Below are 25,520 nucleotides of genomic sequence, written 5' to 3'. Positions count from 1 at the left end.
AATCCCGATGCCGCTTGTGCTCGCGCCGGAATTCTTCATTGACCGGCGAGTAATTCCGCCGCCGAGTCGTATCCCGCATAGAAGCCAATTCCGCCCGACCGAACAACGACATCTGCCCCACAAAACAATTGTCCCACCAAGCCCGCACAAACCCCAGACAATTCCATATGAAGCAAATTCCTGAGTTGTACCACCGATCGTCGACCACGACGAACCCGGCGGTCCCCAACGGCCTGGCCCACCTCCCCGTAAGCAGCGTCGAACCGCGCCCACTTAACCCTGTGGGCCGCCGACAGGCGGGCCGAACCATCGGCCGAGTGCACTGCTGCGGTGCCCATCGGTCCGGCGCGGGGTTTTTCCACCCGCCCGATGGTCACCACATATGTGCCCTCGGCCGATGGTCCCCGGCCGCCAGGGCGACCGGAATGTATTAGCGTGGTCCCGGTACCAACTTTGGTCACCGTTCGGTGGTCCAGACCGTACATGAGGGAGCCGGATTCGCGGTGGTCGACGTTCGGTGGTCCAGGAGGAGAATTTGGAAAGAAGCGAGAGGGAGTTTGCTAGCGGCACAAAAACCCCTGGCCACGAGCGAAATGCCCGTGGTCAGGGGTTTTTCGTTTGTTTTTAGCGGCGGGGGGCTCGTGCCCGGGTCGCCGGCGGGGTGACGGGGAGGGGCTCCTCGATCCTCGACACCCACTCGGTTACCTGGCGGGCCACGTCCTGCGCCGTCAGGCCCAGGTCGGCCAGGATTTCGTTGCGGGTGCCGTGGGGGTGGAAGCCCTGCGCCACGCCCAGGTCGCGCAGCGGGACCCAGACGTCCGCGTCGCGGAGGGTCTTCGCGATCGCGTCGCCCACGCCGCCGGTGCGGACGCCGTCCTCCAGCGTGACCACCAGGCGGTGGTCACGGGCCAGTGCGACCAGCTCGACCGGGACCGGGCGGACCCAGCGCGGGTCGACGACCGTCACGCCGTAGCCCTGCTCGGCCAGGCGGCCGGCCACGTCGACGGCCATGTGGGCGAAGGCGCCCACGCTGACCAGGAGGACGTCCTTGCGCTCGTGCTCGGCGAGCACGTCCACGCCGCCGAAGCCGTCCACGCCGCCCACGCGGCGCAGGGCCGGGAGGTCGGCCGGGACGGAGCCGGTGGGGAAGCGGAGGATCGTCGGGCCGTCCTCGATGCCGACGGCCTCGCGGAGCTCCTCACGGACCGTCTGGGCGTCGCGCGGGGCGGCCAGGCGCAGGCCCGGTACGACGCCGAACACCGACATGTCCCAGATGCCGTAGTGCGAGGGGCCGTCGGGGCCGGTGATGCCCGCGCGGTCGAGGACGATCGTGACCGGGAGGCGGTGCATGGCCACGTCGAGCAGGACCTGGTCGAAGGCGCGGTTGAGGAACGTGGCGTAGACGGCGACGACCGGGTGCAGGCCGCCGATCGCGAGGCCGGCCGCGGAGGTGATCGCGTGCTGCTCGGCGATGCCGACGTCGTAGGCGCGCTCGGGGTACTTGGCCATGAGCTTGGCGATGCCGGTCGGCTCGGCCATGGCGGCGGTGATGCCCACGATGTCGGCGCGCTCGTCGGCGATCTCGACCAGTTCGTCGGCGAAGACGCCGGTCCACTTCACCGAGGCGGGGGCGAGCAGCTTGCCGGTCTCGATGTCGAAGGCGCCGGGGCCGTGCAGGCAGTCGGCCTCGTCCTCCAGGGCCGGGCGGTAGCCGAAGCCCTTGCGGGTCACCGCGTGCACGATCACCGGCTCGCCGAAGTTCTTGGCCTTGCGCAGGGCGGACTCGACGGCCGCGCGGTCGTGGCCGTCGACCGGGCCGACGTACTTGATGCCCAGGTCCTCGAACATGGCCTGCGGCGCGACGGCGTCCTTGATGCCCTTCTTGACCGCGTGCAGCACCTCGTAGAGCGGCGCGCCGACCAGCGGGGTGCGGCCCAGGGAGTCCTTGACCAGGTCGAGGACCTTCTCGTAGCCGGGGTTGAGGCGCAGGTTGGACAGGTGGTCGGCCAGCCCGCCGATCGTCGGCGAGTAGGAGCGGCCGTTGTCGTTGACCACGATGACCAGGGGGTTCTTGGCCGCCGCGATGTTGTTCAGGGCCTCCCAGCACATGCCGCCGGTGAGGGCGCCGTCGCCGACGACCGCGACCACGTGGCGGGGCTCGCCGCGCAGCGCGAAGGCCTTGGAGAGGCCGTCGGCGTAGGAGAGCGCGGTGGAGGCGTGCGAGTTCTCGATGATGTCGTGCTCGCTCTCGGCCTGGCTCGGGTAGCCCGTGAGCCCGCCGCGGCGGCGCAGCAGATCGAAGCCGTCCTGGCGGCCGGTGACGATCTTGTGGACGTAGGCCTGGTGGCCCGTGTCGAACAGGATGCGGTCCTTCGGCGAGTCGAAGACGCGGTGCAGCGCGAGCGTCAGCTCGACGACCCCGAGGTTCGGACCCAAATGACCGCCGGTGCGCGAGACCTTCGCGATGAGGAAGTCGCGAATCTCCGCGGCGAGCACGTCGAGCTGCTCGGCGGTCAGATTACGAAGATCACCCGGGGCCCGGACCGTGCTCAGCAACGACGCGGCCTCGTTCTCTTCTGTGCTCATGCCCGCCGAGTCTAGTGCGGGCGCGCAGCAGCGCACCTTGGCCGATCGAATCTTGACAGGTTCCACACATCCACGTCACGTGCGCGACACAGCCACCGCGCGGGCGAACTTCGCCGCGTCCCTGTCCTGCACGAACGCGGCCAGCGCGGTGTCGATCGCGGCGCTCCAGGCGGTGTTCGCGACCACCCCGTGGGTCAGGGAGCCGACCACGCGGGTGCCGTCGTCGGCCCATTCGGCGACCGCCGCCGCCAGGTAGCCCGTGTACTTCGACCGGTCGGTGTCGGTGCGTGCGGGTACCGAACCCTTTTGCGGGTTGAAGGCGTCCTGCCCGCCCACCGATCCGCACTCGACCAGCCACTTGCGGGCCGCGCCGGGGTGGGGTGCGCCCCTGGGCAGCGTGAAGGAGTCCGACAGGAAGTTGTAGACGCGGTCCGAGCCGGGACTCGCGACCACGCCGTAACCCTCCGTGAACGTCAGGCCCTTGGTGCGCAGGTAGGCGTCGGCCCAATCGCCCATCACGTTGTACGCCGCGGTGCCCGCCACCACCTTGTCCAGCGCCGGCTGCCAGTCCCAGGCCGGCGCCGCAAGATCAGAACGAGCCAGCACGCCGGTGTACAGCCTGAGCGCCGCCAGCACCGCCGGACCTTCCCAGTTGGTGCCGCCGGTCCACAGCTCCGCGTAGGTCTGCGCGCCCAGCTGCCCGAGCAGCACGTTCTCGAGCAGGTGCTTCTGGGTCCAGGCCGGCCCGATCGACAGCGGCGTCAGCCCCCGCCCGGCGATCACGTCCGCCTGACTCAGGAAGTCGGCCCAGCTCACGGGCGGCGTGAGCTGCATTCCCGCCAGGATTTTCGGGTTGTACCACATGAGGTTGGACCGGTGGATGTTGACGGGAACGCAGTAGATCGCCCCGTCGACCGTGATGGCCTGCACCAGTCCCGTGGGCAGCTTGTCCAGCCACCCCTGCTCCTGGTAGAGGTCGCGCACGTCCTCGACGTAGCCGGCCTCGATGTCCGCGGCCAGCTCCAGCCCGGCGTGGGCCTGGTAGGAGTCGGGCGGGTCGTCGTTCTGCAGGCGGGTGGCCAGGATGGATTTGGCCACGGTACCGGCACCGCCCGCCACCGCCGCGTTGCCGAACTCGACGCCGGGGTTGTTGCGGCTGAAGTCGGCGACCAGCGCCTCCAGGCCCTCCTTCTCCCCCGGCCCGGCCCACCAGGAGAAGACCTCGACCTTGCGATCGGGATCGGTCCGGGTCTGCTCCCCGTCCCCGCAGCCGGGCAGGGCCAGCGCCGCCAGCCCGGCGGCGAGCAGGCCCCGCCGGCTCACTCCCATGCCTGTCAGTATTGACCGGCAATTGGGACCATTGGGGTGGTACGGGCAAAACCCTGGCTACGCGTGCGCGGTCGGCGGCGCCATCCACTCCGAGCCCTGGGCCGGCTCCACGCCGATCTCGGCGGCCAGCTGGGCGGTGGAGAGCGGCTCGTTGCGGGCGCGCATGTCGGCGTACGCGGTCACCGTGAGCACGTCGGTGAACAGCTTCATCGCCGCCTCCAGCAGCGACGTGACGAGCCGGCTGACCACGACCGACGCGATCACGGTCGAGCTGAGCACCACCCGGTTCGCCGAGTCCGCCGCCGGGTCGAAGGTGGCCTGCTGGACGCCGCTGATCGCCACCTCGATGATCTGCCCGATGAAGTACGTGATGACGCCGACCAGCACCCCCAGCCCGACGATCGTCGCGATGCGGGCGATCGCGCTGCCGAAGTCCTTGTGCACCAGCTGGAAGCAGCGCGAGATCGCCGAGCCGCCCCGCTCGAAGGTGACCACGGCGGGGAGGATGATGAACACGGCGTACAGGTAGATGCCCGGCAGCACGCACAGGCACAGCCCGACGACCATGATCAGCGCGGCCAGGATCTGCCAGCCCCACAGCGGCAGGAACCGCCGCATGGCCACCGCGAACGCCGGCCCGAGCCGCGGCCGCTGCCCGGTCGCCACGGTCACCGCGATCTGGTTGCCGGCCACCGTGATCAGCGACCCGACCATCCCGGCCAGCACCGCCCCGACGAACAGCAGCGCGAGCGGCGCGATCAGCGGGGTGAGCGAGGGCTCGTTCTCGGGCCCCGCGGTGCTGAGCACGTCGGTGAACGCGGTCAGGAACCAGATCCCCTCCGGGATCACCACGACCAGCGTGAGCAGGAACCCGATGAACTGCAGGATCGCCAGCTGCTTCCAGGCGCCCTTGAAGATCGCGATGCTGCGCTGCCACCAGCCGGCGTAGTCCGGGCTGATCATCGGGTCGAACCCGGCCTGCTGCCCCGCGGCCGGGATGCCGTAGCCGCCGCTGGGGATCCCCTGGTACCCGGGCGCCGCCTGGTACACCACGTACGCCTGCGACGGGTCGTACGACGCACCCGGCGGGTACTGCGGCACCGGCGGCTGCCCACCGGGCGGCTGGGCGGCCCCGAAGCCGGACTGGGCCCCGTAGGTCGACTGCTCGCGGTACGTCGACGCCGGGTCCCACGGCGACGCGCCCGAGGCCGGGTACGCCGGCGAACCGGACGCCGGATCGACGGGCGGCTGCGCCCCACCGGACGCCGGATACCCGGGCGGCTGCGCCCCGCTCGCCGTCGGGTCGGCGGGCGGCCGCGGAGCCCCGCCCGAGGCCGGGTCCACGGGCGGCTGCGAAGCCCCGCCCGCCGCCGGGCCGGCGGGTGGCTGCACGTCGAACTGCTGCGGCTGTGCGAACGGCGAGTACGGGTCGTACGGCGCCTGCGGATCGAACGGCGACGCGCCCGAGCCCTGCTCAGCGGCCGGCCGCGCGTAGGGCGAGGGCTCCTGCGGCGACGCGCCGGACGTGGGCGCCTGGCTGTCCTCGTTCCCACCCGGCGCGGCCGGGCGCAGCGGGTGGCCCGCCGGCTCGTCGGGTCCCGGTGTGGTCGGGGGGTGGGTCATTTCGCCTCCGTATCGCGATCCGCGCGCTGCCGCACGACACAGAAGATAGGGCCCGCCCGCCAGTTCCGCTGCCCGCCCCCTCGCGCCCGCGCGCTTGCTCGGGCGGGCGCGGCGTTGCCACTGCCCGGCCCGCACCCACCCGCCGTCACCGCCGCGACCGCGCGCCGGGCGTGGCGAACGTCCGGCCGCCGCGCCGGGCGTAGCGAACGCTCGGCCGCCGCGGCGGACCACGCCGGCCGGAGTGCCGGCTCAGCGGGCGGGCGCGGCGTTGCCACTGCCCGGCCCGCACCCACCCGCCGTCACCGCCGCGACCGCGCGCCGGGCGTGGCGAACGTCCGCCCGCCGCGCCGGGCGTGGCGAACGTCCGGCCGCCGCGCCGGGCGTGGCGAACGTCCGGCCGCCGCGGCGGACCACGCCGGCCGGAGTGCCGGCTCAGCGGGTGGGGGCGGGGACCATCTGGGAGTACACGATGGCGAAGACGAGGCCCAGGAGCCACAGGGCGCCGGCCAGCCAGGCCGCGCGGTCGCCGAGGGACGCCGGGGCCTTGCCGCGCAGGGACTGGATGGCCAGGGCCGAGGCGGCGACCATCAGCGCGACGCCGATGCCCCAGACGGTCCAGTCGGCCGGGGTGCGGTCGATCTTCAGCCTGGTGGCGCCGAACGCGGCGCGGCCGATCGCGACGACGAACGGGATCGTGAAGACGACCGTGGTCTGGGCGATCGTGCGGCGCAGGGCGCGCAGCGGGTCGCGGCGGCGCGGCTCGGTCTCCTCGTCGGTCATGAGCGCTTCCCCGCGTAGGTCGGGGAGAAGGCCGTCAGCAGCCGCGCGGTCTCCTCGAACGGCAGCTGGCCGGGTGCGGGGCGGCCGCCCATCGCCGAGTACGTGATGCGCGAGCCGAGCAGCGGGAAGAACACGCGCGACGCGGCGCCCTCGTGGCCCATGGCGATGACGATCATCGAGTCGTACCGCAGCAGCAGGCCGGCCAGCCGCTTCAGGTCGCCGGCGTCGTGGGCCATGGTGCTGATCTTGACGAGGTCGGCCCCGGCGGCGCGGGCGGCCTCGGCGGTGGCGGCGAGGCGGTCGTCGCCGGGGGTCTTCTCGAAGTCGTGGTGCGACACGATGACCGGGCGGCCGGCGGCGCGCGCGGCCGCGACCACGCCCGGCAGGATCTCGGCCGAGGAGAGCTCGATGTCGACCGCGTCCACCTCGGGCAGGACGGCCTCGAAGAGGGCCAGGCGGGCGGGGTCGTCGCCGGACCAGTACCCGCCCTCGGCCTTGGAGCGGATCGTGGCCAGCGTCGGCAGGCCCGCGGCGCGGAACGGCGCGATCGCGGCCAGCACGTCGGCCGGGTCGGCGCTGCGGTGCCAGTCGATGCGCAGCTCGGCCAGGTCGACGCCGAGCGCGCGGGCGCGGGCCGCGTGGCCGGCGGCGTCCTCGTCGCCGAAGCTCACCGCGACCAGCGGCGGACCGCCGGTCAGCCGCTCGCGCAGCGTCTGCGTTGGCACTGAAGACTCCCCCTGCCGATCGGACAGGGCCGCTCGGACAGGGGGAGTCTACGGCCATCAGAACGGCCAGGTGCCGTCGCGCCCGGCCTCCAGCAGCGGGATCATCCCGAAGCCGGCGTCGGACAGGCCGCCGAAGGTCCAGCGGCCGGCCGTCGCGGGCGTGTGGCCGAAGCGGTAGCCCGCGAGGTTCCACGTGAAGATCGGAACCTCTGGGGGTACCGACGACGAAACCGAACCGTCGTAGGACGCCTGCTCGTCGGTGAGGATGACGACCCGGTCGTGCCGCTTGAAGTGCTTGCGCACGGCGGTGGCGGTGTTGGTGCCGCCGCCGTGGAAGTGCCCCTCCGCGCGGAAGCGCTCGATGGCCTTGAGCACCGACTCGCCCGTGCGCAGCTTGAACACGGTCGAGCCGGTCGAGAACGAGACCACGTCCGCGTCCGCGCACCGCGTGGCGAGCGCGATGCCGAACACGACCGCGGCGTCCCAGCGCATCAGCGTGCCGTCGCGCGAGAACCCGGCGTGCATCGAGCCCGACGTGTCGACGAGCACGAGCGTGCGCCCGCGCAGCGCCGGCACGTTGGCCAGGCTCTGGGTCAGGGCCTGCTCCAGCGCGTACGACCAGCGCAGCGACGGTGCCGCCCGGTACGCCGAGAGGAAGCGCATCGGCAGCTGCCGCGACCGCGCGACCTCCCCCGGGTCCGCCAGCCGGGCCGCGACCTGGGCCGCGACGTCGTCGGCCACCCCGGCCTGGTCGAGGTTGCGCAGGTTGCGCAGCCGCGCCATGTACCCCATCGACGGCAGCAGCGCCGTCCACAGCGCCGCCTTGGACAGGCCCGTGCCGCCGCTCATCGACAGCGCGTCCTCCCACGTCATCCCGGCCGCCTTGAGCCGCTCGGCGTCGAGCAGCACGCCCGGGTCGGCCGCCGCGTCCGCGCGCAGCCGCTCGTTCGCCGCGAGCACGGGCAGCGACGCCGGCACCGCCAGGTCCTCGCGGCCGTGGCGGCGCCCGAGCGCGTACGCGAACAGGTCACCCTGCCACGGCGCGACCGGCGCCGGGTGGGTGAGGTCGACGACGTCGCCGAAGCGGAAGGCGTGGCTCGCGGTGTCGTACTTGAGCAGGTTCCGCTCCGTGTAGAGCCGCTGCACCGCGTCGGCGATGCCGCGCTTGACGGGCTTGGGCACGGCGCGGCCGTGGCGCGACATCCAGTACGCCAGCAGCTCCCCCGGCTCGTCCGCCCGCTGCAGCACGCCGGCGATCACCCGCCGGTTCTCGCCGGTCGAGGGCGCCTTCGCGGCCAGCCGGCCGTGGACGAACTCGGCCGCCCCGACGACCGCCGCCGTGCGCATGTTCGCGCCGGTCCGCAGCCACGCGAGGAAGCGCGCCGTCCACGCGGGATCGGCGAGCGCGGCCGCGCGCACCAGCCCGGCGTAGCGGGCGTCGCGGTCCGCCGCCGGCTCGTAGAACGTCTGCTCGCCGACCATGTTGGTCACGGCCAGCAGGAACAGCTCCGACTTGAGGTCCCGGGCATATCCGGCGCCGCCCTCGTGGGTCGGCCCGGCCACGCGGCTCGGGCCGGCGATCGGGCCCAGGCCGATCGCGGCGCGTACCTTCCGGACGTTGAGCTTTGCCATGCCGAGGACCGTAGGACTTCGTAAATGGGGTGCCCGACCGGTTTTCGCTGCCGCATGCTGGCCCGATGACTCGCTTCGACCTGCGCGCGGCGGACCTCCGGGCAGTGAACTCGCTGACGAAGTACCCGTCGATCCCGACGTACCACGAGCTGGACCCGCGCAACGGCGGCCTGCTCGAGTCCGCGGCCGCGTTCCCCGGCGACGTCATCGCCACCGAGAAGGTCGACGGCACCAACAGCCGCCTCGTCCTGCTCCCGGACGGCAACTACCTGATCGGCTCCCGCGAGGAGCTCCTCCTCGCCCGCGGCGACCTGATCGGCAACCCGGCCCAGGGCATCGTCGAGCAGCTCCGCCCGGTCGCCGACCGCCTGGTCGCGGGCCACCCGGGCGGCGTGCACGTCTACTTCCTGGAGCTGTACGGCGGCAAGGTCGGCGGCGCCGCGAAGCAGTACACGACGGACCCGGCCCGCTTCGGCTGGCGCCTGTTCGACGTGATGCTGCTGGCGGACTGGGAGCAGGCGCTGACCTGGCCGCAGGCCCAGATCTCGGCCTGGCGGGAGGCGGCCGGCCAGCCGTACGCCACCGAGGAGCAGCTGGCCACGCTGGCCGCGGAGGCCGGTCTCGAGCTCGCACCCAGGCTGTTTCGCACCGACGCCCTCCCGGAGTCGATCGCTGACATGCAGGCGCTGCTGGCCGAGCGGCTGCCGGCCACGCTGGTCGCACTGGACGAGCGCGCGGGCGGCCGGGCGGAGGGCATCGTGTTCCGCTCCCCGGACCGCAAGGTGATCGCCAAGGCCCGCTTCCAGGACTACGCGCGGACGCTCAAGCGACGCTAGCGCCGGGGCTCAAGCGCCGTTAGCGCCGGGGCTCAAGCGCCGTTAGCGCGCCGGGGTGAGGCGACCGATCGTCTCGAAGTGCTGGGTCATCGGGAAGCTGTCGAAGGCGCGCAGCCCGGTCAGCTCGTAGCCCAGCTCGCCGAACGTCCGCACATCGCGGGCGAACGCGGCGGGGTCGCAGGCGACGTACGACACGGCCCGCGGCGTGCGGGCCACGATCGCCTCCACCACGGCGCGGCCGGCGCCCGAGCGCGGCGGGTCGAGCACGACCAGGTCGACCCGCCGCCAGCCGGGGTTGGCCAGCACCTGCGCGACGTCCCCGCGGGCGAAGGTCACGTTGGTCAGGTCCCGCAGCGCCCGGCGCCCGGCCGCGACCGCGCGCCGGTCGGACTCGACGACGGTGACCGGCCCGCACAGCGGCGCGAGGGCGGCCGCGAACACGCCCGCGCCGCCGTACAGGTCCCAGGCCCGCTCGCCGGGCTCGGGCGCGAGCTGTTCGAGTACCGCCTCGGTGAACGCCGCGACCGCGTGCGGGTGCACCTGCCAGAAGCCGCCCGCGTCGAGCCGCCACTCGTGGCCGGCGGCCTGCTCGCGGACCTGCGGCACGGCCCCGGTCGGCGGGCCGGTGCGCGACGCGCGGGTGACCACCGCGGTGTCGCCGGCCGACGTGGCCGTCGCCTCCACCGTCGACCCCGCCGGCCAGGCCTCGTCCAGGATCGGCAGGGCCTGGATCGCGGGGTGGGCGATGCGGCAGCGGTCGACGGGGATCACGTCCGACGAGCGGGCGCGGTGGAAGCCGGCCCGGCCCTCGCCGTCGACCGCGTACTGCACCCGCGTGCGCCACGACAGCGGACCGCCGGGGAGCGGCTCCACCAGATCGGATATTTCCGAGAAATCCGAAATGCCGGCGAGCCGCGTCAGCTGCTCGATCAACACCTGCGACTTGAGCGCCCGCTGCGCCGGCCAGGCCACGTGCTGCCAGTCACAGCCACCGCAGGCGCCCGGCCCGGAGAACGGGCACGGCGGGATCACGCGATCCGGCGAGGGCAGCAGCACCTCCACCGCGTCCGCGCGCAGGAAGCCCTTGCGCCGCTCGGTGACCACGGCGCGGACCCGCTCCCCCGGCAGGGCGTGCCGCACGAACACGACCTGCCCCTCGTGGCGGGCGACGCAGAACCCGCCGTGCGCGACCGAGCCGATCTCCAACTCGAGCTGTTCCAAGATCACGCGTCCGGGGTCGCCGACGACCGGGGGCCGCGCTTCGGGCCGCGGCTCAGCGTCGCGTCCAGCCGGTCGATGTCCACGTCGCCGATCGAGGAGAGCTGCCACGGCACCGACGTCACCATCACCCCCGGCTCGAACAGCAGCCGCCCCTTGAGCCGCAGCGCGCTCTGGTTGTGCAGCAGGTGCTCCCACCACTTGCCCACGACGTACTCCGGGATGAACACCGTCACCACATCGCGCGGCGAGTCGTGGCGCTTGCTGCGCACGAAGTCCAGGATCGGCCGGTTGATCTCCCGGAACGGGCTGTCCACCACGGTCAGCGGCACCGGAATGCCGCGCCGCTCCCAGTCCTCCTGCAGCGCCCGGGTGTCGTGGTCGTCCACGTTCACGGTGAGGGCGGTCAGCGAGTCCGGGCGGGTCGCCTGCGCGTACGCGACGGCCCGCAGCGTCGGGCGGTGCACCTTCGAGACGAGCACGACGGCGTGGTTGCGGGCCGGCAGCACCGGGCGCACCTCGGAGGGCTCCAGCTCCCGGGCGACCGTGTCGTAGTGCTTCTTGATGCCGACCATCAGGAAGTAGATGACGATCATCGCGATGATGGCGATGTACGCGCCGAGCAGGAACTTGGTGATGAGCACGACGATCAGCACGGCGCCGGTGAGGGTGAGGCCGACCATGTTGATCGTGCGGGACCGGATCATCCGGTTGCGGGCCTGCCGGTCGCGAACGGTTCGCAGCAGGCGGTTCCAGTGCCGGATCATGCCGGCCTGGGAGAGCGTGAAGGACACGAAGACGCCCACGATGTACAGCTGAATCAGCCGTGTGACCTCGCCGTTGAACCCGATGATCAGCACCATCGCGGCCAGGGCCAGCAGGATGATGCCGTTGGAGAAGGCCAGCCGGTCGCCGCGGGTGTGCAGCTGGCGGGGCAGGTAGCGGTCCTGGGCGAGGATCGAGCCGAGCACCGGGAAGCCGTTGAACGCGGTGTTCGCCGCCAGGAACAGGATGAGCGCGGTGATGATGCCGACGATGTACAGCATGATCGAACCCGCCCCGAACACCGTCTGCCCGAGCTGGGTGGTGACCGTCTTCTGCACGTAGTTGGCCGGGCCGCTCGCGATCTGGCTCGGGTCCTCGACGAACTGCAGGCCGGTCTTGTTGGCCAGCAGGATGATGCCGAGCAGCATGGTGATCGAGATCGCACCGAGCAGCAGCAGCGTGGTGGCGGCGTTGCGGCTCTTGGGCTCCTTGAACGCGGGCACGCCGTTGGAGATGGCCTCGACGCCGGTGAGCGCCGCACAGCCCGAGGAGAACGTCCGCAGCAGCAGGAACCCCATCGCGAGCTGGCTCATGTTCGTGTGCTCGGCGTGGATGACCAGGTCGGCGCTGGGCGCCTTGAGGTCGTCGCCGAGCACGAAGATCTTGAAGAAGCCGGTGATGACCATCCCGATCATGACGATCATGAAGCCGTACGTCGGGATCGCGAACGCCGCCCCGCTCTCCCGGATGCCGCGCAGGTTCATCGCGGTCAGGATGGCGATCGCGATGATCGAGATGGCCACCTTGTGGGTCGCCACCCACGGCACGACCGAGCCCAGGTTGGCCACCCCGGAGGCGGTCGACACGGCGACGGTCAGCACGTAGTCGACGAGCAGGGCGCTGGCCACCGCCACGCCGAAGCGCGGACCCAGGTTGACCGTGGCCACCTCGTAGTCGCCGCCGCCGGACGGGTACGCGTGCACGTTCTGCCGGTAGCTCGCGACGACTGTGAGCATCACCACCGCGACGGCGAGGCCGATCCACGGGGAGATCGTCAGCGCGGTGGCGCCCGCGATGGACAGCGTCAGCAGGATCTCGTCGGGCGCGTAGGCGACCGACGACAGCGCGTCCGAGGCGAACACGGGCAGCGCGATGCGCTTGGGCAGCAGCGTGTGTTTCAGCCGGTCCGAGCGGAACGGTCGGCCCAGGAGCAGCCGCTTCATGAGGGAGGTGGGACTGGCCACGACGTGTAAGCGTACGGGCAGGGCCGCCTCCCGTTGCACCGGTCGGGCCCCCGCATGACATCCTCGTGACGAACCGACCGCGAACAACGAAGGACACGAAGGGCGGGGACGTGCACGTCGTGATCATGGGCTGCGGCCGCGTGGGCTCCACGCTGGCGCAGAGTCTCGAGCAGCGCGGACACACGGTCGCGGTGATCGACGTCGACGCGGACGCGTTCCGCCGGCTCGGCGGGGAGTTCCACGGCACGACCGTCACCGGGGTCGGCTTCGACCGCGACGTCCTGCTGCAGGCGGGCATCGAGCGGGCCGACGCGTTCGCCGCCGTCTCGTCCGGCGACAACTCCAACATCATCTCGGCCCGCGTGGCCCGGGAGACCTTCGGCGTCGAGCGGGTCGTGGCCCGCATCTACGACCCGAAGCGCGCGGAGGTCTACGAGCGCCTCGGCATACCGACCGTGGCGACCGTGCGCTGGACCGCGGACCGGATGCTGCGCCACCTGGTGCCCGAGGGCAACGTCGAGGTCTGGCGCGACCCGACGAGCACCGTGTCGATCGTCGAGGTGCCGATGCACCCGGACTGGATCGGCCACACCGTCGCCCAGCTGGAGGCCCGCAGCGGCGCCCGGCTGGCCTACCTGATGCGCTTCGGCCTGGCCATGCTGCCCACCGAGTCGACCGTGATCCAGGACGGCGACCTGGCGTTCATGCTGCTGACGGACGAGCTCGCGGCCTCCGTGACGAAGGTCACCGGCGCGGCGCCCGAAGGGGGACACTGACCATGCGCATCGCGATCGCCGGGGCCGGCAACGTGGGCCGCTCCATCGCCAAGGAGCTCGTCGACAACGGCCACCACGTCATGCTGATCGAGCGCGTCCCGCGGATGGTGCGCCCCGAGCGGGTGCCCGCCGCCGAGTGGATCCTCGCCGACGCCTGCGAGCTGTCGAGCCTGCAGGAGGCCGACCTGTCCTCCTGCGACGTGGTCGTGGCGGCCACCGGCGACGACAAGGTCAACCTGGTCGTCTCGCTCCTTGCCAAGACCGAGTTCGCGGTACCGCGTGTGGTCGCCCGCATCAACCGCGCCGAGAACGAGTGGCTCTTCAACGAGCAGTGGGGCGTCGACGTCTCGGTCAGCAAGCCGCGGCTCATGGCGGCGCTCGTCGAGGAGGCGGTGTCGGTCGGCGACCTGGTCCGGCTGATGACCTTCCGGCAGTCCGAGGCCAACCTGGTCGAGATCACCCTGCCGGAGCACGCGCCCTACGTCGGGCACCCGGTCCGCGACGTCCCGCTCCCGCACGACGCGGCCCTGGTCGCGGTCCTGCGCGGCCGGCGGGTGCTGGTGCCCACCCCGGACGACCCGCTGGAGGCCGGCGACGAGCTGGTGTTCGTGGTCACGTCCGAGATGGAGGACACGGTCCGCGAGGTCATCCTCGGCGAGGACAGCGTCGAGAAGACCCGCGGCAACCGTTCTTAAAGCGGCTTGGTTTCGAGGGACTCGGCTTCCGGGGTGGGCTCGTCGCGCAGGATGCGGCGGGCCCGCCACACGGTCAGAGCGGCCAGCAGCGCGTACGGCGGCCAGCCCAGGGCCAGCCGGGCGATGCCCAGCAGGTCGTCGGAGTCCGCGCTGGTGTCCCGGTAGATGAGGATCTGCACGCCGAGCTTGAGCGCGTAGACGAACGCCCACAGCGCGGTCAGCCACATGAAGGCCCCGCGCAGGCGCTGGTTGTCGTACCAGCGGGTGCCGCCGCCGTCCAGGGTGACCGACCAGAGCCAGCCCACCAGCGGCCGGCGGATGACCACCGAGACGAGCATGCCGACCACGTAGCCGACGGTGAGCAGCATGCCCGGCAGGTACACGTCCTTGGCGTCGCCGCTCTTCCAGGCGATGTAGGCGCCGAGGGCGATGCCGAAGACGCCGTTGAGCGCGTGGCGGATCGACTCGCGGCGGGCGAGGCGGTACACGGCCAGCGACAGGGCGGCGCCCACGGCGATGATCAGCGAGGTCTGCAGGGACCACCACTCGAAGTGGTCGCCCAGGAAGTTGACCACGATGAACAGCGTGATCGGGATGCTGGACTCGACCAGTCCGCGCACGCCGCCGAGCTGCTGGGCCATCTGCACGGAGAACGGGGGAAGCGGCTCCTCCTCCTCGCCCTTTTCGGCGGGGGTGGTCCGGCTACCTGGGTTTCCTGGCTGCATCCGCCCTCATCGTGGTGTGTCGAGCCCGCTCAGCGGGGCGTGTCGAGCTCGTAGTACGGGTTGTAGAGCACCTTACGGCCATCCCGTACGGCGATGCGCCCCTTCGCCGTGATCGCTCGACCCGGCTCGATCCCCGCGATGTGCCGACGGCCCAGCCACACCAGCGTGACCAGGTCGGATCCGTCGAACAGCTCCGCCTCCAGGGTAGGCAGGTTGGTCCGCGGGGTGTAGACCACCGTGCGGAGCCGGCCCTTGAGGCTCACGATCTGCCCGCGCTGGCACTTCAGCGCCTGCATGCTGCCGCACTGCCTGGCGTCGTGGCGCAGCTCCTCGGCTTCGAGCTCGGAGTCGCTCGCGGTGAACCGGCGAAGAAACTTTCGCAGGCCACGACCCTCTTCGACCGCGTTCTCACTGTCCGTGGCCATGAATGGTGCCACCCTCCCGCTCGGCTGTCATGACACCCTCATGAAAAACGGTACGCGCTTTTTCGCAGCATGCGATATGGCGTTGGTGACGGCTTTGGACGCGCGCACGCGCTACCATCCGCCGCCACCTTGCCATGGTCTGTTCCGGTGCTCGGTCGGGCTACTTGCGGCGTGGGCGGGGCGAGGGGCGGCGGCGCGCCTCACCCGTACCGTCGGTGCCGTTCGTACCGTTCGTGCCGTTCGCGCCGGCGGGCTCCGGTTCGGCTCCGGGCTGCTGACCGGCCTCGGCCGCCTCGGCGACCTCCTTGGGCAGGTGCAGCGGCAGGCCCTCGCGGACCGGCATGGCCTCGTGGCCACGCTCGACGACCAGGTTGTGCAGGCACTCCAGCAGCGGTGGGGCGACCTGCGGGTCGACCGCGGCCGGGCCCTGGAAGACGGCGCGCACGAGCCAGCGGGGGCCGTCGACGCCGACGAAGCGGATGTCGGTCAGCCCCTCGGGACCGCGCACGCGGCCGCGCAGCTCGGTGCCGTACTCCCCGGTCACCTCTTCCGCCGCCACGCCGTCGTCGAACAGCGTCTTGCGGATCTCCGCGCGGACCTCGTCCCAGATGCCCTCGCTGCGCGGCGCGGCGAACACGCCCAGCTGCAGCGCGCTCTGCTCGAAGACCAGGAGGATCTGCTGGATCTTGCCCTCGTTGTCGGCCTGGACCCGCACCTCGACGTTCTCGACCGCGGGCACCTTGAGCGAGCCGAGGTCGAGCTGGGCGATGCCCTCGGGCGCCTCGCTGATGTCGTACGGGCCGCGGGGCCGCTCCGACTTGCCGGCGTGCGGCTCGTCGTCCCCGAGCGCGTCGAGGTCGTCGTCGCGCTCGAGATTCTCCCGGTCCTGCGAGCCGCGCGGGTCCGACTTGGCGTGCCGGCCGCTCCCGCGGTTGCGCGAGAAGATCACTGCTCTGCCTCCAAGTTCGCTGCCGGGACGAGCCCGGCATGCCCGCCGGTGGACCCATGGCCACCGGCTCCGCGCACAGTATCGGGAAGGTCCTCGACGACGTGGAAGTGTGCCCGCTCCACGCGCTGGATCACAAGCTGGGCAATTCGGTCACCCCGGGATATCTTCGCCGATATCACTCGATCGTGATTGATGAGGTTCACCAGGATTTCGCCCCGGTACCCCGCGTCGACCGTGCCGGGGGCGTTGACGACCGTCACGCCCATCTTCGCGGCGAGCCCGGAGCGCGGGTGCACGAGGCCGACGTACCCCTCGGGCAGCGCGATCGCGATCCCGGTCCGCACCAGCGCCCGCGCACCCGGCGCCAGCTCGACGTCCTGGGCCGCGTACAGGTCGGCGCCGGCGTCGCCCGGGTGCGAGTACGCGGGCAGCGGCAGGCCCGGGTCGAGCTGCCGCACGAGTACGTCCATCCCCATGCCCTCCATCCTGCCGCCTCCGCCCGGGGCGCGTTCACGTACCCTCGCCTGTGTGGCACAGCCGAACCCTTACCGCGAGCGGCTCAGCCTGCCGTGGTGGCTGTGGCTGCCCGCCGTGGCCGTCGCCGCGGCGCTGGCCGCCGAGGTCAAGCTGGGCGCCCCCGGTGCGGCGACGTGGATCGCCTACCTGGTGCTGCTGCCGCTGACCGTCGCCGGGCTCTGGTCGCTGGGCCGCATCCGCATCGAGGTGTCCAACGGGGAGCTGCGGGTCGACGACGCGCACATCCCGCTGCGGTACGTCGGTGAGGTGACCACGGTGACCCCGGCGGACAAGAGCGACCTGCTCGGTCCGTACATGGATCCCGAGGCATTCGTCGTGCAGCGGCCCTGGATCGGCCCCGCCGTGCGGGTCGAGGTGCGCGACGAGGCGGACCCCACGCCGTACTGGCTGATCAGCAGCCGCCACCCGGAAGACCTGGCGGCGGCGATCCGGGAAGCCGCTCAGGCCTCGATCACGCGCTGATCGCCGCTCTGGAGGTCCTTGCGGATCTCCTGGCCCAGCGAGAGCGTCGCCCGGCGGTTCAGGAAGCCCCCGACGGCCGCGCCGGTCAGGAACGGCCCCATGGTGGACAGGTTGCGCCCGAAGCGCTTGAGCAGCCGGTCCCGCAGCTCCTTGCGCAGGGCGGTGCCCATCGCGGCCGCCACGCTGCCGCCGACGCGCAGCGGGTTGATGCCCCGCCGCTCGGCCCAGGCCTGCACGAGCGCCATCGCGCGCTGGCTGCCGGTGCCGGGGATCGGTCGGCCGTACACCGAGTGCAGCTCGCCGATCAGCTTCATCTCCACCGCGACCACCGCGACGGTCTCGGCCGCCAGCAGGACGGGCGCGGACAGCAGGGACGGTGTCGCGACCCACTCCACGGCGGCCACCCCGCCGCCGGCCGCGCCGATGCCGGCCGTGACCCGCGAGGCGTTGCGGATGAGCCGCTCGGCCAGGGCGTCGCCCTCCAGGCCGGGGTAATGCGCGCGCAGGGTATCCAGGTCGCGCACCGGGATGTGCGGGGCGACCCGCGTCACCGAGTCGGTGACCCAGCCGATCGCCTTGCGCGGCCGGAACAGGTCCTTCACGCCGCGCTCGCCGATCTCGAGGCGCACCAGGCGCCCCAGCAGGCGGCGGCGGTCCTTGGCCGGCACGTCGTCGCCGGTCAGCGCGACCACCGCCTCGGACAGTTCCGCCTCGTCCGCCGGGCCGGCCAGTGTTCCTGGTCCGGCCTGCCCTTCCGGCTGGACGGGCGCGTTCTCGGCCGCCTCGTCGGCGGGCACCGGCTCGGCCATCTCGAACCTCCGCAGTGGTTTCGGTCGCCGCTTCACACTGAAGCACGCCGGCGCCAGTTCCGCGCGATCAACTCGTGCCGCGCGAACCCGCCGTTGCTGATGCCCTTTTCACGCCGTACACATGCGTGACGACCGTCACCCGGAGGGTCAGGCACACTCGCGGCAGATGAGCTCGCCGTTGCGCTCCGCCGCCAGCTGGCTGCGGTGGTGCACCAGGAAGCACCGCGAGCACCGGAACTCGTCGGACTGCATCGGCAGGACCTTGACCGTCATGTCCTCGTCGGCGAGGTCGGCACCCGGGAGTTCGAAATTCTCGGAGATCTCGGTGTCGTCGACGTCGACGGTCGCGGACTGCGCGTCGGTACGCCGGGACTTGAGCTCCTCGAGGCTGTCCTCCCCGAGGTCGACCTCGTCGCGACGTGGCGCGTCGTAGTCGGTGGCCATCGGTGTTCACACTCCCAATTTCATGTCGCCGGTCAGGTTGGGCGCCCGAAGCAACGTCGTCTTCAACGTCCAAAGGCGGCGTACCTTACCGCCCTCGTGCGTTTGTTGTACGCCCGCACGCGGAAAGTTGTTCCCACTGTGACCGAGGCGACACAATGATCATGCCTCGGCCGGGCCCGCACACGCTCGCCGGCCCCGCCCTGCGGCGATGGAACGATACCCTCCGGCAAGGAATTCCGTGGGGAGTCCCAGCGCAACGGCGAGTGGGAACTTTGTGGTATCGCCGGTGGGGACTTCAGCGGTTCTCCCGGCCAGGCGCTAACCTCTCCGGCAGCCAGAGCGTCTTCTCTGGTGACAGAGCACGATCTGAGCGTGGCGCGGGGAGCGAACCATGAGTTTTGCGCGGGTGAGGGCACTCGTGGTGGTAGGCGTCCTCATTGTCGCCGCGGCGATCGTCGTCGGCGTCGCCGTCATCAAGGACCGGCAGGGCGGACCGTCCACCGACGCCAGCAAGTGCGCCGAGGGCTCCGTCATGGCCGACGCGAAGCTGCCCACGCAGGAGGACGTCAAGGTCACCATCTTCAACGCCACGAACCGCGCGGGCGTGGCCTCGGACGTGGCCAACGACTTCATGAGCCGCCGGTTCAAGGAGGCGAAGGTGGTCACCGCCGCCCCCAACCCGCCGGCCAACAAGATCAACGACGTGGTCGCGGTCATCCGGTTCGGCCCGTCGACGGTCGGCGCGGCGTGGCTCGTGCGCGCCTACTTCCTGGACCAGGCCCGGCCGGAGTTCGACAAGGCCCGCCAGGACGACAAGGTCGAGATCATCCTCGGCGGCAAGTTCAAGCAGCTGCCGACGACGACCGAGGTGAACCAGGCGATCGCCCAGCTGGGCAACCCCGAACTGCCTGAAGGCACGTGCGCCAAGGACGAGGGTTAGCCCGGTAGGGGCGCTCAGGGGCCGCCGGCGGCGTCCAGCTTGCTGAGCAGGTCGTGGAGGTGGGCGTGGAGGGCCGGCGGGGCGGCGATCACCATGTCGACGCCGGGCGGGTTGCCGTCCAGCCCGGTGACCAGCGCGCCCGCCTCGGCCGCGATCAGGCCGCCGGCCGAGTGGTCCCACGGGTTGAGGCCCTTCTCGTAGTACGCGTCCAGGCTCCCCTCGGCGACCAGGCACAGGTCGATCGAGGCGGCGCCGAACCGGCGGATGTCGCGGATGTGCCCGATCAGGCCGGCCACCACGCGGGCCTGGTGCAGCCGGCGCTCGGCGGCGTAGCCGAAACCGGTCCCCACCAGCGCCTGCCCGAGGTCGGTCTCGCCCGAGGCGCGGATCGGCCGGCCGTCGGCGAACGCCCCGCCGCCCAGGGTCGCGGTCCACTCGCGGCCGGTGGCGGCGTTGCGCACCACTCCGGCCACGACGACACCGTCCACCTCGGCGGCCAGCGAGACCGCGTACTGGGGCAGGCCGTAGAGGTAGTTCACGGTCCCGTCGATCGGGTCGAGGATCCAGCGCACGGCGGCGTGGCCCTGGCCGCCGCCGTACTCCTCCCCCAGTACCGTGTCATCTGGACGCACGTGTTGCAGGGTGTCTCGCACATGTTGTTCGACCGCGCGGTCGGCCGCGGTGACCACATCGGTCGCCGTCGACTTGGTCGCGACGGGGTCGACGCCCTCGGCTCGCATGCGATTGGCCAGGTCGCCCGCGGAACGGGCGACGGAGACGGCAAGGGCCAGGAGTTCGGCCTGACTTTCCATGGTCACCATCCTGGCAAAGGCCGGGAAAGACCCCGACAGCCCATCCGTTCGGTCACAAGACGCGCGTCCCGCCCCCTCAAGAGGGGATGTTGGGGCGAGAGAGCGTTACAATTCACGCGCTGCCCGCTGTCGTTCGTGAATCCGCCCGGAGTCACGGCACAAGCGGGCGCCACACCACAAGCAACCCGGCCACTCAGCACGGCCGCGCCGTGCGCGAACCCGGCCGCACCGGCCGTCGCTCGCTCATCGCACCGGAAGGTCGTTCGTGACAGCAGCTCACCAGCCCAGCGTTGACGTACGTTCCCTCGCCGACACGCTGATCGCGCGTGCCGCCAACAATGGCGGGCACCTGACGTCGGCGGAGGTCGCGCAGGCGGTCGACACCGCAGACGTAACCCCGGCGCACGCCAAGAAGCTGCTGAGGAGCCTGGCCGAGGCGGGCGTGACCGTCGTGGTCGACGACTCCGCTCACAGCCGGCGCAGGGTCGCCGCGGCCCGCTCCGCCACTCCCGCGTCCAAGGCGGCGACGGCCAAGGCCGCTCCGGCCCGCAAGGTCCCCGCCGCCAAGCCGCTCACAGCCGTCGAGTCCGCACCGGAACCGGCGGCGGCGAAGAAGGTGCCCGTGAAGAAGGCCGCGCCCTCGGCGCCCACCGCATCCGCCGCGGCTGCCGCCGCGCCCGCTGCCGCGGCTCCGGCCGCAGCGGCGGCGAAGAAGGCCGCGCCGGCCAAGAAGGCGGCGAAGAAGGCCGCCCCGGCGAAGGCCGCGCCCGCCGGGGCGGGCAAGGCGTCGCCGGCTCAGGCCGGCGACCCGGCGAACCCGGCCGCCGCCACCGGCGACGAGCCGGAGCTCGAGGAGATCGACGACGCCGCCCTGGCCGCCGAGATCGAGGACGTCGTCGTCGACGAGCCGGTCGAGGAGACCCAGGCCGCGGAGGCCGACGCGGAGGCCACGGCCACCGACGACGACTTCGCGTGGGACGACGACGAGTCCGAGGCGCTCAAGCAGGCCCGGCGCGACGCCGAGCTCACCGCCTCGGCCGACTCGGTCCGCGCCTACCTCAAGCAGATCGGCAAGGTCCCGCTGCTCAACGCCGAGCAGGAGGTCGAGCTGGCCAAGCGCATCGAGGCCGGGCTGTACGCGGCCGAGCGCCTCCGCGCGGCCGAGGACGCCGGCGAGCCGATGCAGATGCCGGGCCGCCGCGACTTCCTGTGGATCTCGCGCGACGGCGAGCGGGCCAAGAACCACCTGCTCGAGGCCAACCTGCGGCTGGTCGTCTCACTTGCCAAGCGGTACACCGGACGCGGCATGGCCTTCCTGGACCTCATCCAGGAGGGCAACCTCGGCCTCATCCGCGCCGTCGAGAAGTTCGACTACACCAAGGGCTACAAGTTCTCGACCTACGCCACCTGGTGGATCCGGCAGGCGATCACCCGCGCCATGGCCGACCAGGCCCGCACCATCCGCATCCCGGTGCACATGGTCGAGGTCATCAACAAGCTCGGCCGCATCCAGCGCGAGCTGCTCCAGGACCTGGGCCGCGAGCCCACCCCGGAGGAGCTGGCCAAGGAGATGGACATCACGCCGGAGAAGGTGCTGGAGATCCAGCAGTACGCGCGCGAGCCCATCTCCCTCGACCAGACCATCGGCGACGAGGGCGACAGCCAGCTCGGCGACTTCATCGAGGACTCCGAGGCGGTCGTGGCCGTCGACGCGGTCTCCTTCTCGCTGCTGCAGGACCAGCTCCAGCAGGTGCTGCAGACGCTGTCGGAGCGCGAGGCGGGCGTCGTGCGGCTGCGGTTCGGCCTCACCGACGGCCAGCCGCGCACCCTGGACGAGATCGGCCAGGTGTACGGCGTCACCCGTGAGCGCATCCGCCAGATCGAGTCCAAGACGATGTCGAAGCTGCGTCACCCGTCGCGTTCCCAGGTGCTGCGGGACTACTTGGACTGACCTCTGACTGACCTCTGACTGACCTCTCTGACTGAACGATCGTTTTTCGCTCTGCGCGAACCCGGGCCGCCTCATTTGGGGCGGCTCGGTGTGTTTCGGGTCACCGCGGGCATTACAGACCCGTGGCGGCGCGCCAACCCACTTGTGATCGCAAGCCTGGCGCGATAGGAAGCATGTGGCGGGTATTCGGTGGCTGTTGGGACCGGCGCCCCGCCGGGCACGACAGAAATGTGACATCGCACTCTCGCAGCCAGTGGGAACGATGTCGGGCACCACGGTGTTGAACCATCTGTGAACGACGCAAGGAAGCGTTCGTCGGTGACGATCAGAGGAGGAAGGCGATGACCCCGACCCTCACGCCGCCGCCGGAGACGGCGGCGCCCCCCGCCGCCGAGGAACGGTGCGACCGCTGCAACGCGGCAGGGAAACTTCGAGTTCGGCTCGCCGAAGGTGGCGATCTGATCTTCTGTGGACATCACGCCAACAAGTACGCCGACCAGCTGGTCAAGATTGCTGTCGAGTACGCCGTGAGCCCGGATTTCGCCTGGCGCGGCACCGAACTCTCGGCCGGCTGAGACCAATACGCCGACCGCAGGGCGGCCCTTCGGGGTCCCCTGCGGTCTTTTTTTTGTGCTCCCTTGGGGCTTTTTTGTGCTCCCTGGGGTCTTCTTGCTGCTCCCCTGGGTCTTCTTGCTGCTCCCTTGGGGCCTCTCTGTGCTCCTTGGGGGCTTCTTTGTGCTCGGGGGGCGATATGTCGGGCGCTGACGCGCCGCGACATATCGGACTTATACCCCGACAGGCGAAATTTCCGTTTCGCGTAATTGCGCAGCGATCTCCGTTGGACAAAACGGGCAAAAGGCGCTCGGCTCAGAGCGTCTGAATGGTGGCGATCCGCTCTTCGAGCTGCTCGATCGTCGCCTGCGCGCTCGGCGGCCCCCCGCACAGCCGGCGCAGCTCCGCGTGAATCTTTCCGTGCGGCAGCCCGGTGCGGTGATGATGGGCCGCGACGAGGGTGTTGAGCTGCCGGCGCAGCTCGATGCGCCGCTCCCCCGCCGTCCGCGGCTGCGGCGGGATCTCCGGCGCCGCCTGGGCCGCCGCCGGGGCGCGCCGCTTCTCGGCCGCCATCTGCTCGGCCTGGCGCTTGTTCAGCAGCGCGGTCACCTGGTCGGCGGTGAGCAGGCCGGGCAGCCCGAGGTACTCCTCCTCCTCGGCCGTACCCGTCGCCGCCGGCATGCCGAAGGTCGCCCCGTCGAAGATGATCTGGTCCAGCTCGGCCGTGGCGCCGAGGGCCTCGAAGGTGCCCTCCAGCTCGCCGCTGGCCTTCTCCTCGCGGTTGGCCCGGTCCATCTCGTCGTCGTCGTAGCCCTCTTTCGTCTTGGGCTCGCCGAGGACGTGGTTGCGCTGGGCCTCCATCTCGCTGGCCAACTCCAGCAGGTGCGGGACGCTCGGCACGAAGACCGTGGCCGTCTCGCCGGGCCGGCGGGACCGCACGAACCGCCCGATGGCCTGCGCGAAGAACAACGGAGTGGAGGCGCTCGTGGCGTACACCCCGACGGCGAGCCGCGGAATGTCCACCCCCTCCGACACCATGCGCACCGCGACCATCCACTTCTCCTGCGACGCCGAGAACGCGGCGATGCGCCCCGACGCCCCCACGTCGTCGGAGAGCACGACGACGGCCTTCTCGCCGGTGATCTCGTGGATCGCTTTGGCGTACGCCCGCGCGTTCTGCTGGTCGCTCGCGATCACCAGCCCGGCCGCATCGGGCATCCCACCCGCGCGGAGCTTGTTGAGCCGCGCGTCGGCCGCCCGCAGCACCTGCGGCATCCAGTCGCCCTTGGGGTCCAGCGCGGTCCGCCAGGCCTGCGCGATGAGGTCCTGCGTCATCGGCTCACCCAGCCGCGCCGACAGCTCATCCCCGGCCGACGTGCGCCAACGCGTCTCCCCGGAGTACGCCAGGAAGATCACCGGCCGCACGACGCCGTCCCGCAGCGCCTCGGAGTAGCCATACACGGTGTCCGACCGCGACCGCTGAATCCCGTCGGCCCCCCGCTCGTACTCGACGAACGGAATCGGATTCTCGTCGGACCGGAACGGCGTCCCCGTGAGCATCAGCCGCCGCACGGCCGGCTCGAACGCCGCCTTCACCCCGTCGCCCCAGGACTTCGAGTCCCCGGCGTGGTGGATCTCGTCCAGCACCACGAGGGTTCTCCGGGTGACCGTTCGCCTCTTGTGTACCGCCGGTGCGATCCCCACCTGCGCATACGTCACCACGGTCCCGTGGAAGTCCGTGGACGTGTGCACGTCGGCGTTCCGGAACCCGGCATCCAGGTCGATCCCGACCCGAGCGGCCGCCTCGGCCCACTGCGTCTTGAGGTGCTCGGTCGGCGTGACCACCGTCAGGTTGTCAATGGTCCCGTCGCCGAACAGCTCGAGCGCCACCCGCAGCGCGAACGTGGTCTTCCCGGCGCCGGGCGTCGCGACCGCGAGAAAGTCCTCCCGCTTGCCGCGCAGATACTCCATGAGGGCCTTGCGCTGCCACAACCGAAGCGTCTGACCTTGCTGCAGAACCACCGGACGCGGCGGCATGCGGCACCCCTCCCCGATACGTCTCCCACGCCCCGGCAACCACTCCCGGACCGCGCCGTCCCTCATCCGCGCACACCGAACTCGCGGCGTGCGGCCTCGAATCACGCGCGGACCCCACCGCGCGAACCGCTGCGCCACGCACGGAACCCGGCGGCGCGAGCCCCTCCGCGCGCGCTGCAGTTCTGCAAGACCCGGCGCGGATGATCTCGGCCGGGCAGACGCATGAAAACGCCCTCGCGTCAGCGCGGACCGCGAAGGCGTTGACAGCCTAGCGGGCATCGGCCGGCCATGCGCCGAACCGAGCCGAACGTCACGAAGTCGGGTCGTCGTTCTGGACGACGTTCTCGTACAGGTCCTTGCACACCGGGCACACGGGGAACCGGCTCGGGTCGCGCGAAGGCACCCAGAGCTTCCCGCACAGCGCCCGCACCGGCGTGCCCTCGATCATGGCCTGCATGATCTTGTCCTTCGGCGCGTAGTGCGAGAACTTCTCGTGGTCGCCGGCGTCGTAGCGGTAATCGGTGCTGGTCTGCTCGTCGACGCGCTCGTCGGTGAGAGTCCCGCCACCGTTCTCGGGAGTGGTCGTCACGCCCCCCAGTCTGCCAGGCCCAGCCCAAATTGGCCCGCATCGCCTTCGCCCTGTGGACAACCTGGCGCACACATGTGCA

24 protein-coding genes are annotated in these 25,520 nt (G+C 71.5%); 7 read left to right on the top strand and 17 right to left on the bottom strand.

Annotation, left to right across the window (positions count from 1 at the left end; all coding sequences use genetic code 11):
- Positions 1-624 precede the first annotated feature (624 nt).
- The 6 genes from dxs to ACQPZ4_RS08485 form a co-directional block, all read right to left on the bottom strand.
- Entirely contained in the window at positions 625-2,586 is a 1,962-nt protein-coding gene (gene dxs / locus ACQPZ4_RS08510; RefSeq protein WP_433057647.1) for a 1-deoxy-D-xylulose-5-phosphate synthase, read from the bottom strand.
- A gap of 75 nt (positions 2,587-2,661) precedes the next feature.
- Positions 2,662-3,915, bottom strand: coding sequence for an ABC transporter substrate-binding protein (locus ACQPZ4_RS08505; RefSeq protein WP_433057645.1), 1,254 nt, complete (start codon positions 3,913-3,915; stop codon positions 2,662-2,664).
- Positions 3,916-3,972: 57 nt separating this feature from the next.
- Positions 3,973-5,538, bottom strand: a complete 1,566-nt coding sequence (locus ACQPZ4_RS08500) for a hypothetical protein (RefSeq protein ID WP_433057643.1) — start codon at positions 5,536-5,538, stop codon at positions 3,973-3,975.
- A gap of 432 nt (positions 5,539-5,970) precedes the next feature.
- Positions 5,971-6,318, bottom strand: coding sequence for a hypothetical protein (locus ACQPZ4_RS08495; protein ID WP_433057641.1), 348 nt, complete (start codon positions 6,316-6,318; stop codon positions 5,971-5,973).
- Positions 6,315-7,043: a type I 3-dehydroquinate dehydratase gene (locus ACQPZ4_RS08490; RefSeq protein ID WP_433057639.1), complete on the bottom strand. Its 729-nt coding sequence runs from the start codon at positions 7,041-7,043 to the stop codon at positions 6,315-6,317. Before ACQPZ4_RS08490 ends, ACQPZ4_RS08495 begins: the two co-directional genes overlap by 4 nt.
- 57 nt (positions 7,044-7,100) lie before the next feature.
- Positions 7,101-8,675, bottom strand: a complete 1,575-nt coding sequence (locus ACQPZ4_RS08485) for a TROVE domain-containing protein (RefSeq protein ID WP_433057637.1) — start codon at positions 8,673-8,675, stop codon at positions 7,101-7,103.
- A 65-nt stretch (positions 8,676-8,740) separates the two neighbouring features.
- Here ACQPZ4_RS08485 and ACQPZ4_RS08480 point away from each other — a divergent pair, with 65 nt between their 5' ends.
- A complete protein-coding gene (locus ACQPZ4_RS08480; RefSeq protein ID WP_433057635.1) occupies positions 8,741-9,511 on the top strand; it encodes an RNA ligase family protein in 771 nt (256 codons plus the stop codon).
- Between the two features lie 42 nt (positions 9,512-9,553).
- Here the strand turns inward: ACQPZ4_RS08480 and ACQPZ4_RS08475 are convergent, their stop codons facing one another.
- On the bottom strand, positions 9,554-10,738 hold the full coding sequence (locus ACQPZ4_RS08475) for a class I SAM-dependent RNA methyltransferase (RefSeq protein ID WP_433057633.1): 1,185 nt from the start codon (positions 10,736-10,738) through the stop codon (positions 9,554-9,556).
- The gene (locus ACQPZ4_RS08470) at positions 10,735-12,738 is read right to left on the bottom strand and encodes an APC family permease (protein WP_433057631.1); all 2,004 of its coding nucleotides are present in this window, start codon (positions 12,736-12,738) and stop codon (positions 10,735-10,737) included. The genes ACQPZ4_RS08475 and ACQPZ4_RS08470 overlap by 4 nt, the downstream gene beginning before the upstream one ends.
- Before the next feature lie 110 nt (positions 12,739-12,848).
- Between ACQPZ4_RS08470 and ACQPZ4_RS08465 the strand changes: the two genes are divergently transcribed.
- Both ACQPZ4_RS08465 and ACQPZ4_RS08460 read left to right on the top strand, forming a co-directional pair.
- On the top strand, positions 12,849-13,514 hold the full coding sequence (locus ACQPZ4_RS08465) for a potassium channel family protein (RefSeq protein ID WP_433057629.1): 666 nt from the start codon (positions 12,849-12,851) through the stop codon (positions 13,512-13,514).
- Positions 13,511-14,209 carry a potassium channel family protein gene (locus tag ACQPZ4_RS08460; protein ID WP_433066385.1) on the top strand — a complete coding sequence of 233 codons (699 nt, stop codon included), beginning with the start codon at positions 13,511-13,513 and terminating at the stop codon, positions 14,207-14,209. The genes ACQPZ4_RS08465 and ACQPZ4_RS08460 overlap by 4 nt, the downstream gene beginning before the upstream one ends.
- Here the strand turns inward: ACQPZ4_RS08460 and ACQPZ4_RS08455 are convergent.
- From ACQPZ4_RS08455 to dut, 4 genes are all read right to left on the bottom strand, one after another.
- The gene (locus ACQPZ4_RS08455; protein ID WP_433057628.1) at positions 14,206-14,934 is read right to left on the bottom strand and encodes a DUF3159 domain-containing protein; all 729 of its coding nucleotides are present in this window, start codon (positions 14,932-14,934) and stop codon (positions 14,206-14,208) included. The genes ACQPZ4_RS08460 and ACQPZ4_RS08455 overlap by 4 nt on opposite strands.
- A gap of 29 nt (positions 14,935-14,963) precedes the next feature.
- Positions 14,964-15,359: an OB-fold nucleic acid binding domain-containing protein gene (locus ACQPZ4_RS08450; RefSeq protein ID WP_433057626.1), complete on the bottom strand. Its 396-nt coding sequence runs from the start codon at positions 15,357-15,359 to the stop codon at positions 14,964-14,966.
- Between the two features lie 160 nt (positions 15,360-15,519).
- The gene (locus ACQPZ4_RS08445) at positions 15,520-16,308 is read right to left on the bottom strand and encodes a DUF3710 domain-containing protein (RefSeq protein WP_433057624.1); all 789 of its coding nucleotides are present in this window, start codon (positions 16,306-16,308) and stop codon (positions 15,520-15,522) included.
- Entirely contained in the window at positions 16,305-16,778 is a 474-nt protein-coding gene (gene dut / locus ACQPZ4_RS08440) for a dUTP diphosphatase (RefSeq protein WP_433057622.1), read from the bottom strand. Before dut ends, ACQPZ4_RS08445 begins: the two co-directional genes overlap by 4 nt.
- 58 nt (positions 16,779-16,836) lie before the next feature.
- On the opposite strand from dut, the gene ACQPZ4_RS08435 reads away from it, so the two are divergent.
- Positions 16,837-17,307, top strand: coding sequence for a DUF3093 domain-containing protein (locus tag ACQPZ4_RS08435; RefSeq protein ID WP_433057621.1), 471 nt, complete (start codon positions 16,837-16,839; stop codon positions 17,305-17,307).
- Here ACQPZ4_RS08435 and ACQPZ4_RS08430 read toward each other — a convergent pair.
- Together ACQPZ4_RS08430 and ACQPZ4_RS08425 are read right to left on the bottom strand one after the other, a co-directional pair.
- A complete protein-coding gene (locus ACQPZ4_RS08430) occupies positions 17,286-18,116 on the bottom strand; it encodes a hypothetical protein (RefSeq protein ID WP_433057619.1) in 831 nt (276 codons plus the stop codon). The genes ACQPZ4_RS08435 and ACQPZ4_RS08430 overlap by 22 nt on opposite strands.
- A gap of 147 nt (positions 18,117-18,263) precedes the next feature.
- Positions 18,264-18,560, bottom strand: coding sequence for a DUF4193 domain-containing protein (locus ACQPZ4_RS08425; RefSeq protein WP_433057617.1), 297 nt, complete (start codon positions 18,558-18,560; stop codon positions 18,264-18,266).
- Between the two features lie 391 nt (positions 18,561-18,951).
- Here ACQPZ4_RS08425 and ACQPZ4_RS08420 point away from each other — a divergent pair, with 391 nt between their 5' ends.
- A complete protein-coding gene (locus tag ACQPZ4_RS08420) occupies positions 18,952-19,500 on the top strand; it encodes a LytR C-terminal domain-containing protein (RefSeq protein WP_433057615.1) in 549 nt (182 codons plus the stop codon).
- Between the two features lie 14 nt (positions 19,501-19,514).
- On the opposite strand, the gene ACQPZ4_RS08415 is transcribed toward ACQPZ4_RS08420, so the two are convergent.
- Positions 19,515-20,312, bottom strand: coding sequence for an inositol monophosphatase family protein (locus ACQPZ4_RS08415; RefSeq protein WP_433057613.1), 798 nt, complete (start codon positions 20,310-20,312; stop codon positions 19,515-19,517).
- 265 nt (positions 20,313-20,577) lie between these two features.
- On the opposite strand from ACQPZ4_RS08415, the gene ACQPZ4_RS08410 reads away from it, so the two are divergent.
- Positions 20,578-22,263, top strand: coding sequence for an RNA polymerase sigma factor (locus tag ACQPZ4_RS08410; protein ID WP_433057611.1), 1,686 nt, complete (start codon positions 20,578-20,580; stop codon positions 22,261-22,263).
- A 341-nt stretch (positions 22,264-22,604) separates the two neighbouring features.
- The gene (locus ACQPZ4_RS08405; protein WP_433057609.1) at positions 22,605-22,838 is read left to right on the top strand and encodes a DUF7455 domain-containing protein; all 234 of its coding nucleotides are present in this window, start codon (positions 22,605-22,607) and stop codon (positions 22,836-22,838) included.
- A 292-nt stretch (positions 22,839-23,130) separates the two neighbouring features.
- On the opposite strand, the gene ACQPZ4_RS08400 is transcribed toward ACQPZ4_RS08405, so the two are convergent.
- Both ACQPZ4_RS08400 and ACQPZ4_RS08395 read right to left on the bottom strand, forming a co-directional pair.
- A complete protein-coding gene (locus ACQPZ4_RS08400; protein WP_433057607.1) occupies positions 23,131-24,852 on the bottom strand; it encodes a DEAD/DEAH box helicase in 1,722 nt (573 codons plus the stop codon).
- Positions 24,853-25,162: 310 nt separating this feature from the next.
- Positions 25,163-25,441: a DUF3039 domain-containing protein gene (locus ACQPZ4_RS08395; RefSeq protein ID WP_433057605.1), complete on the bottom strand. Its 279-nt coding sequence runs from the start codon at positions 25,439-25,441 to the stop codon at positions 25,163-25,165.
- Between the last annotated feature and the right edge of the window lie 79 nt (positions 25,442-25,520).

The sequence above is a fragment of the Dactylosporangium sp. CS-033363 genome, assembly GCF_050942475.1.
GTDB lineage: Bacteria > Actinomycetota > Actinomycetes > Mycobacteriales > Micromonosporaceae > Dactylosporangium.
The sequence above is the reverse complement of the archived record's forward strand: the minus strand, read 5'-3'. Positions and strand labels throughout refer to the sequence as shown.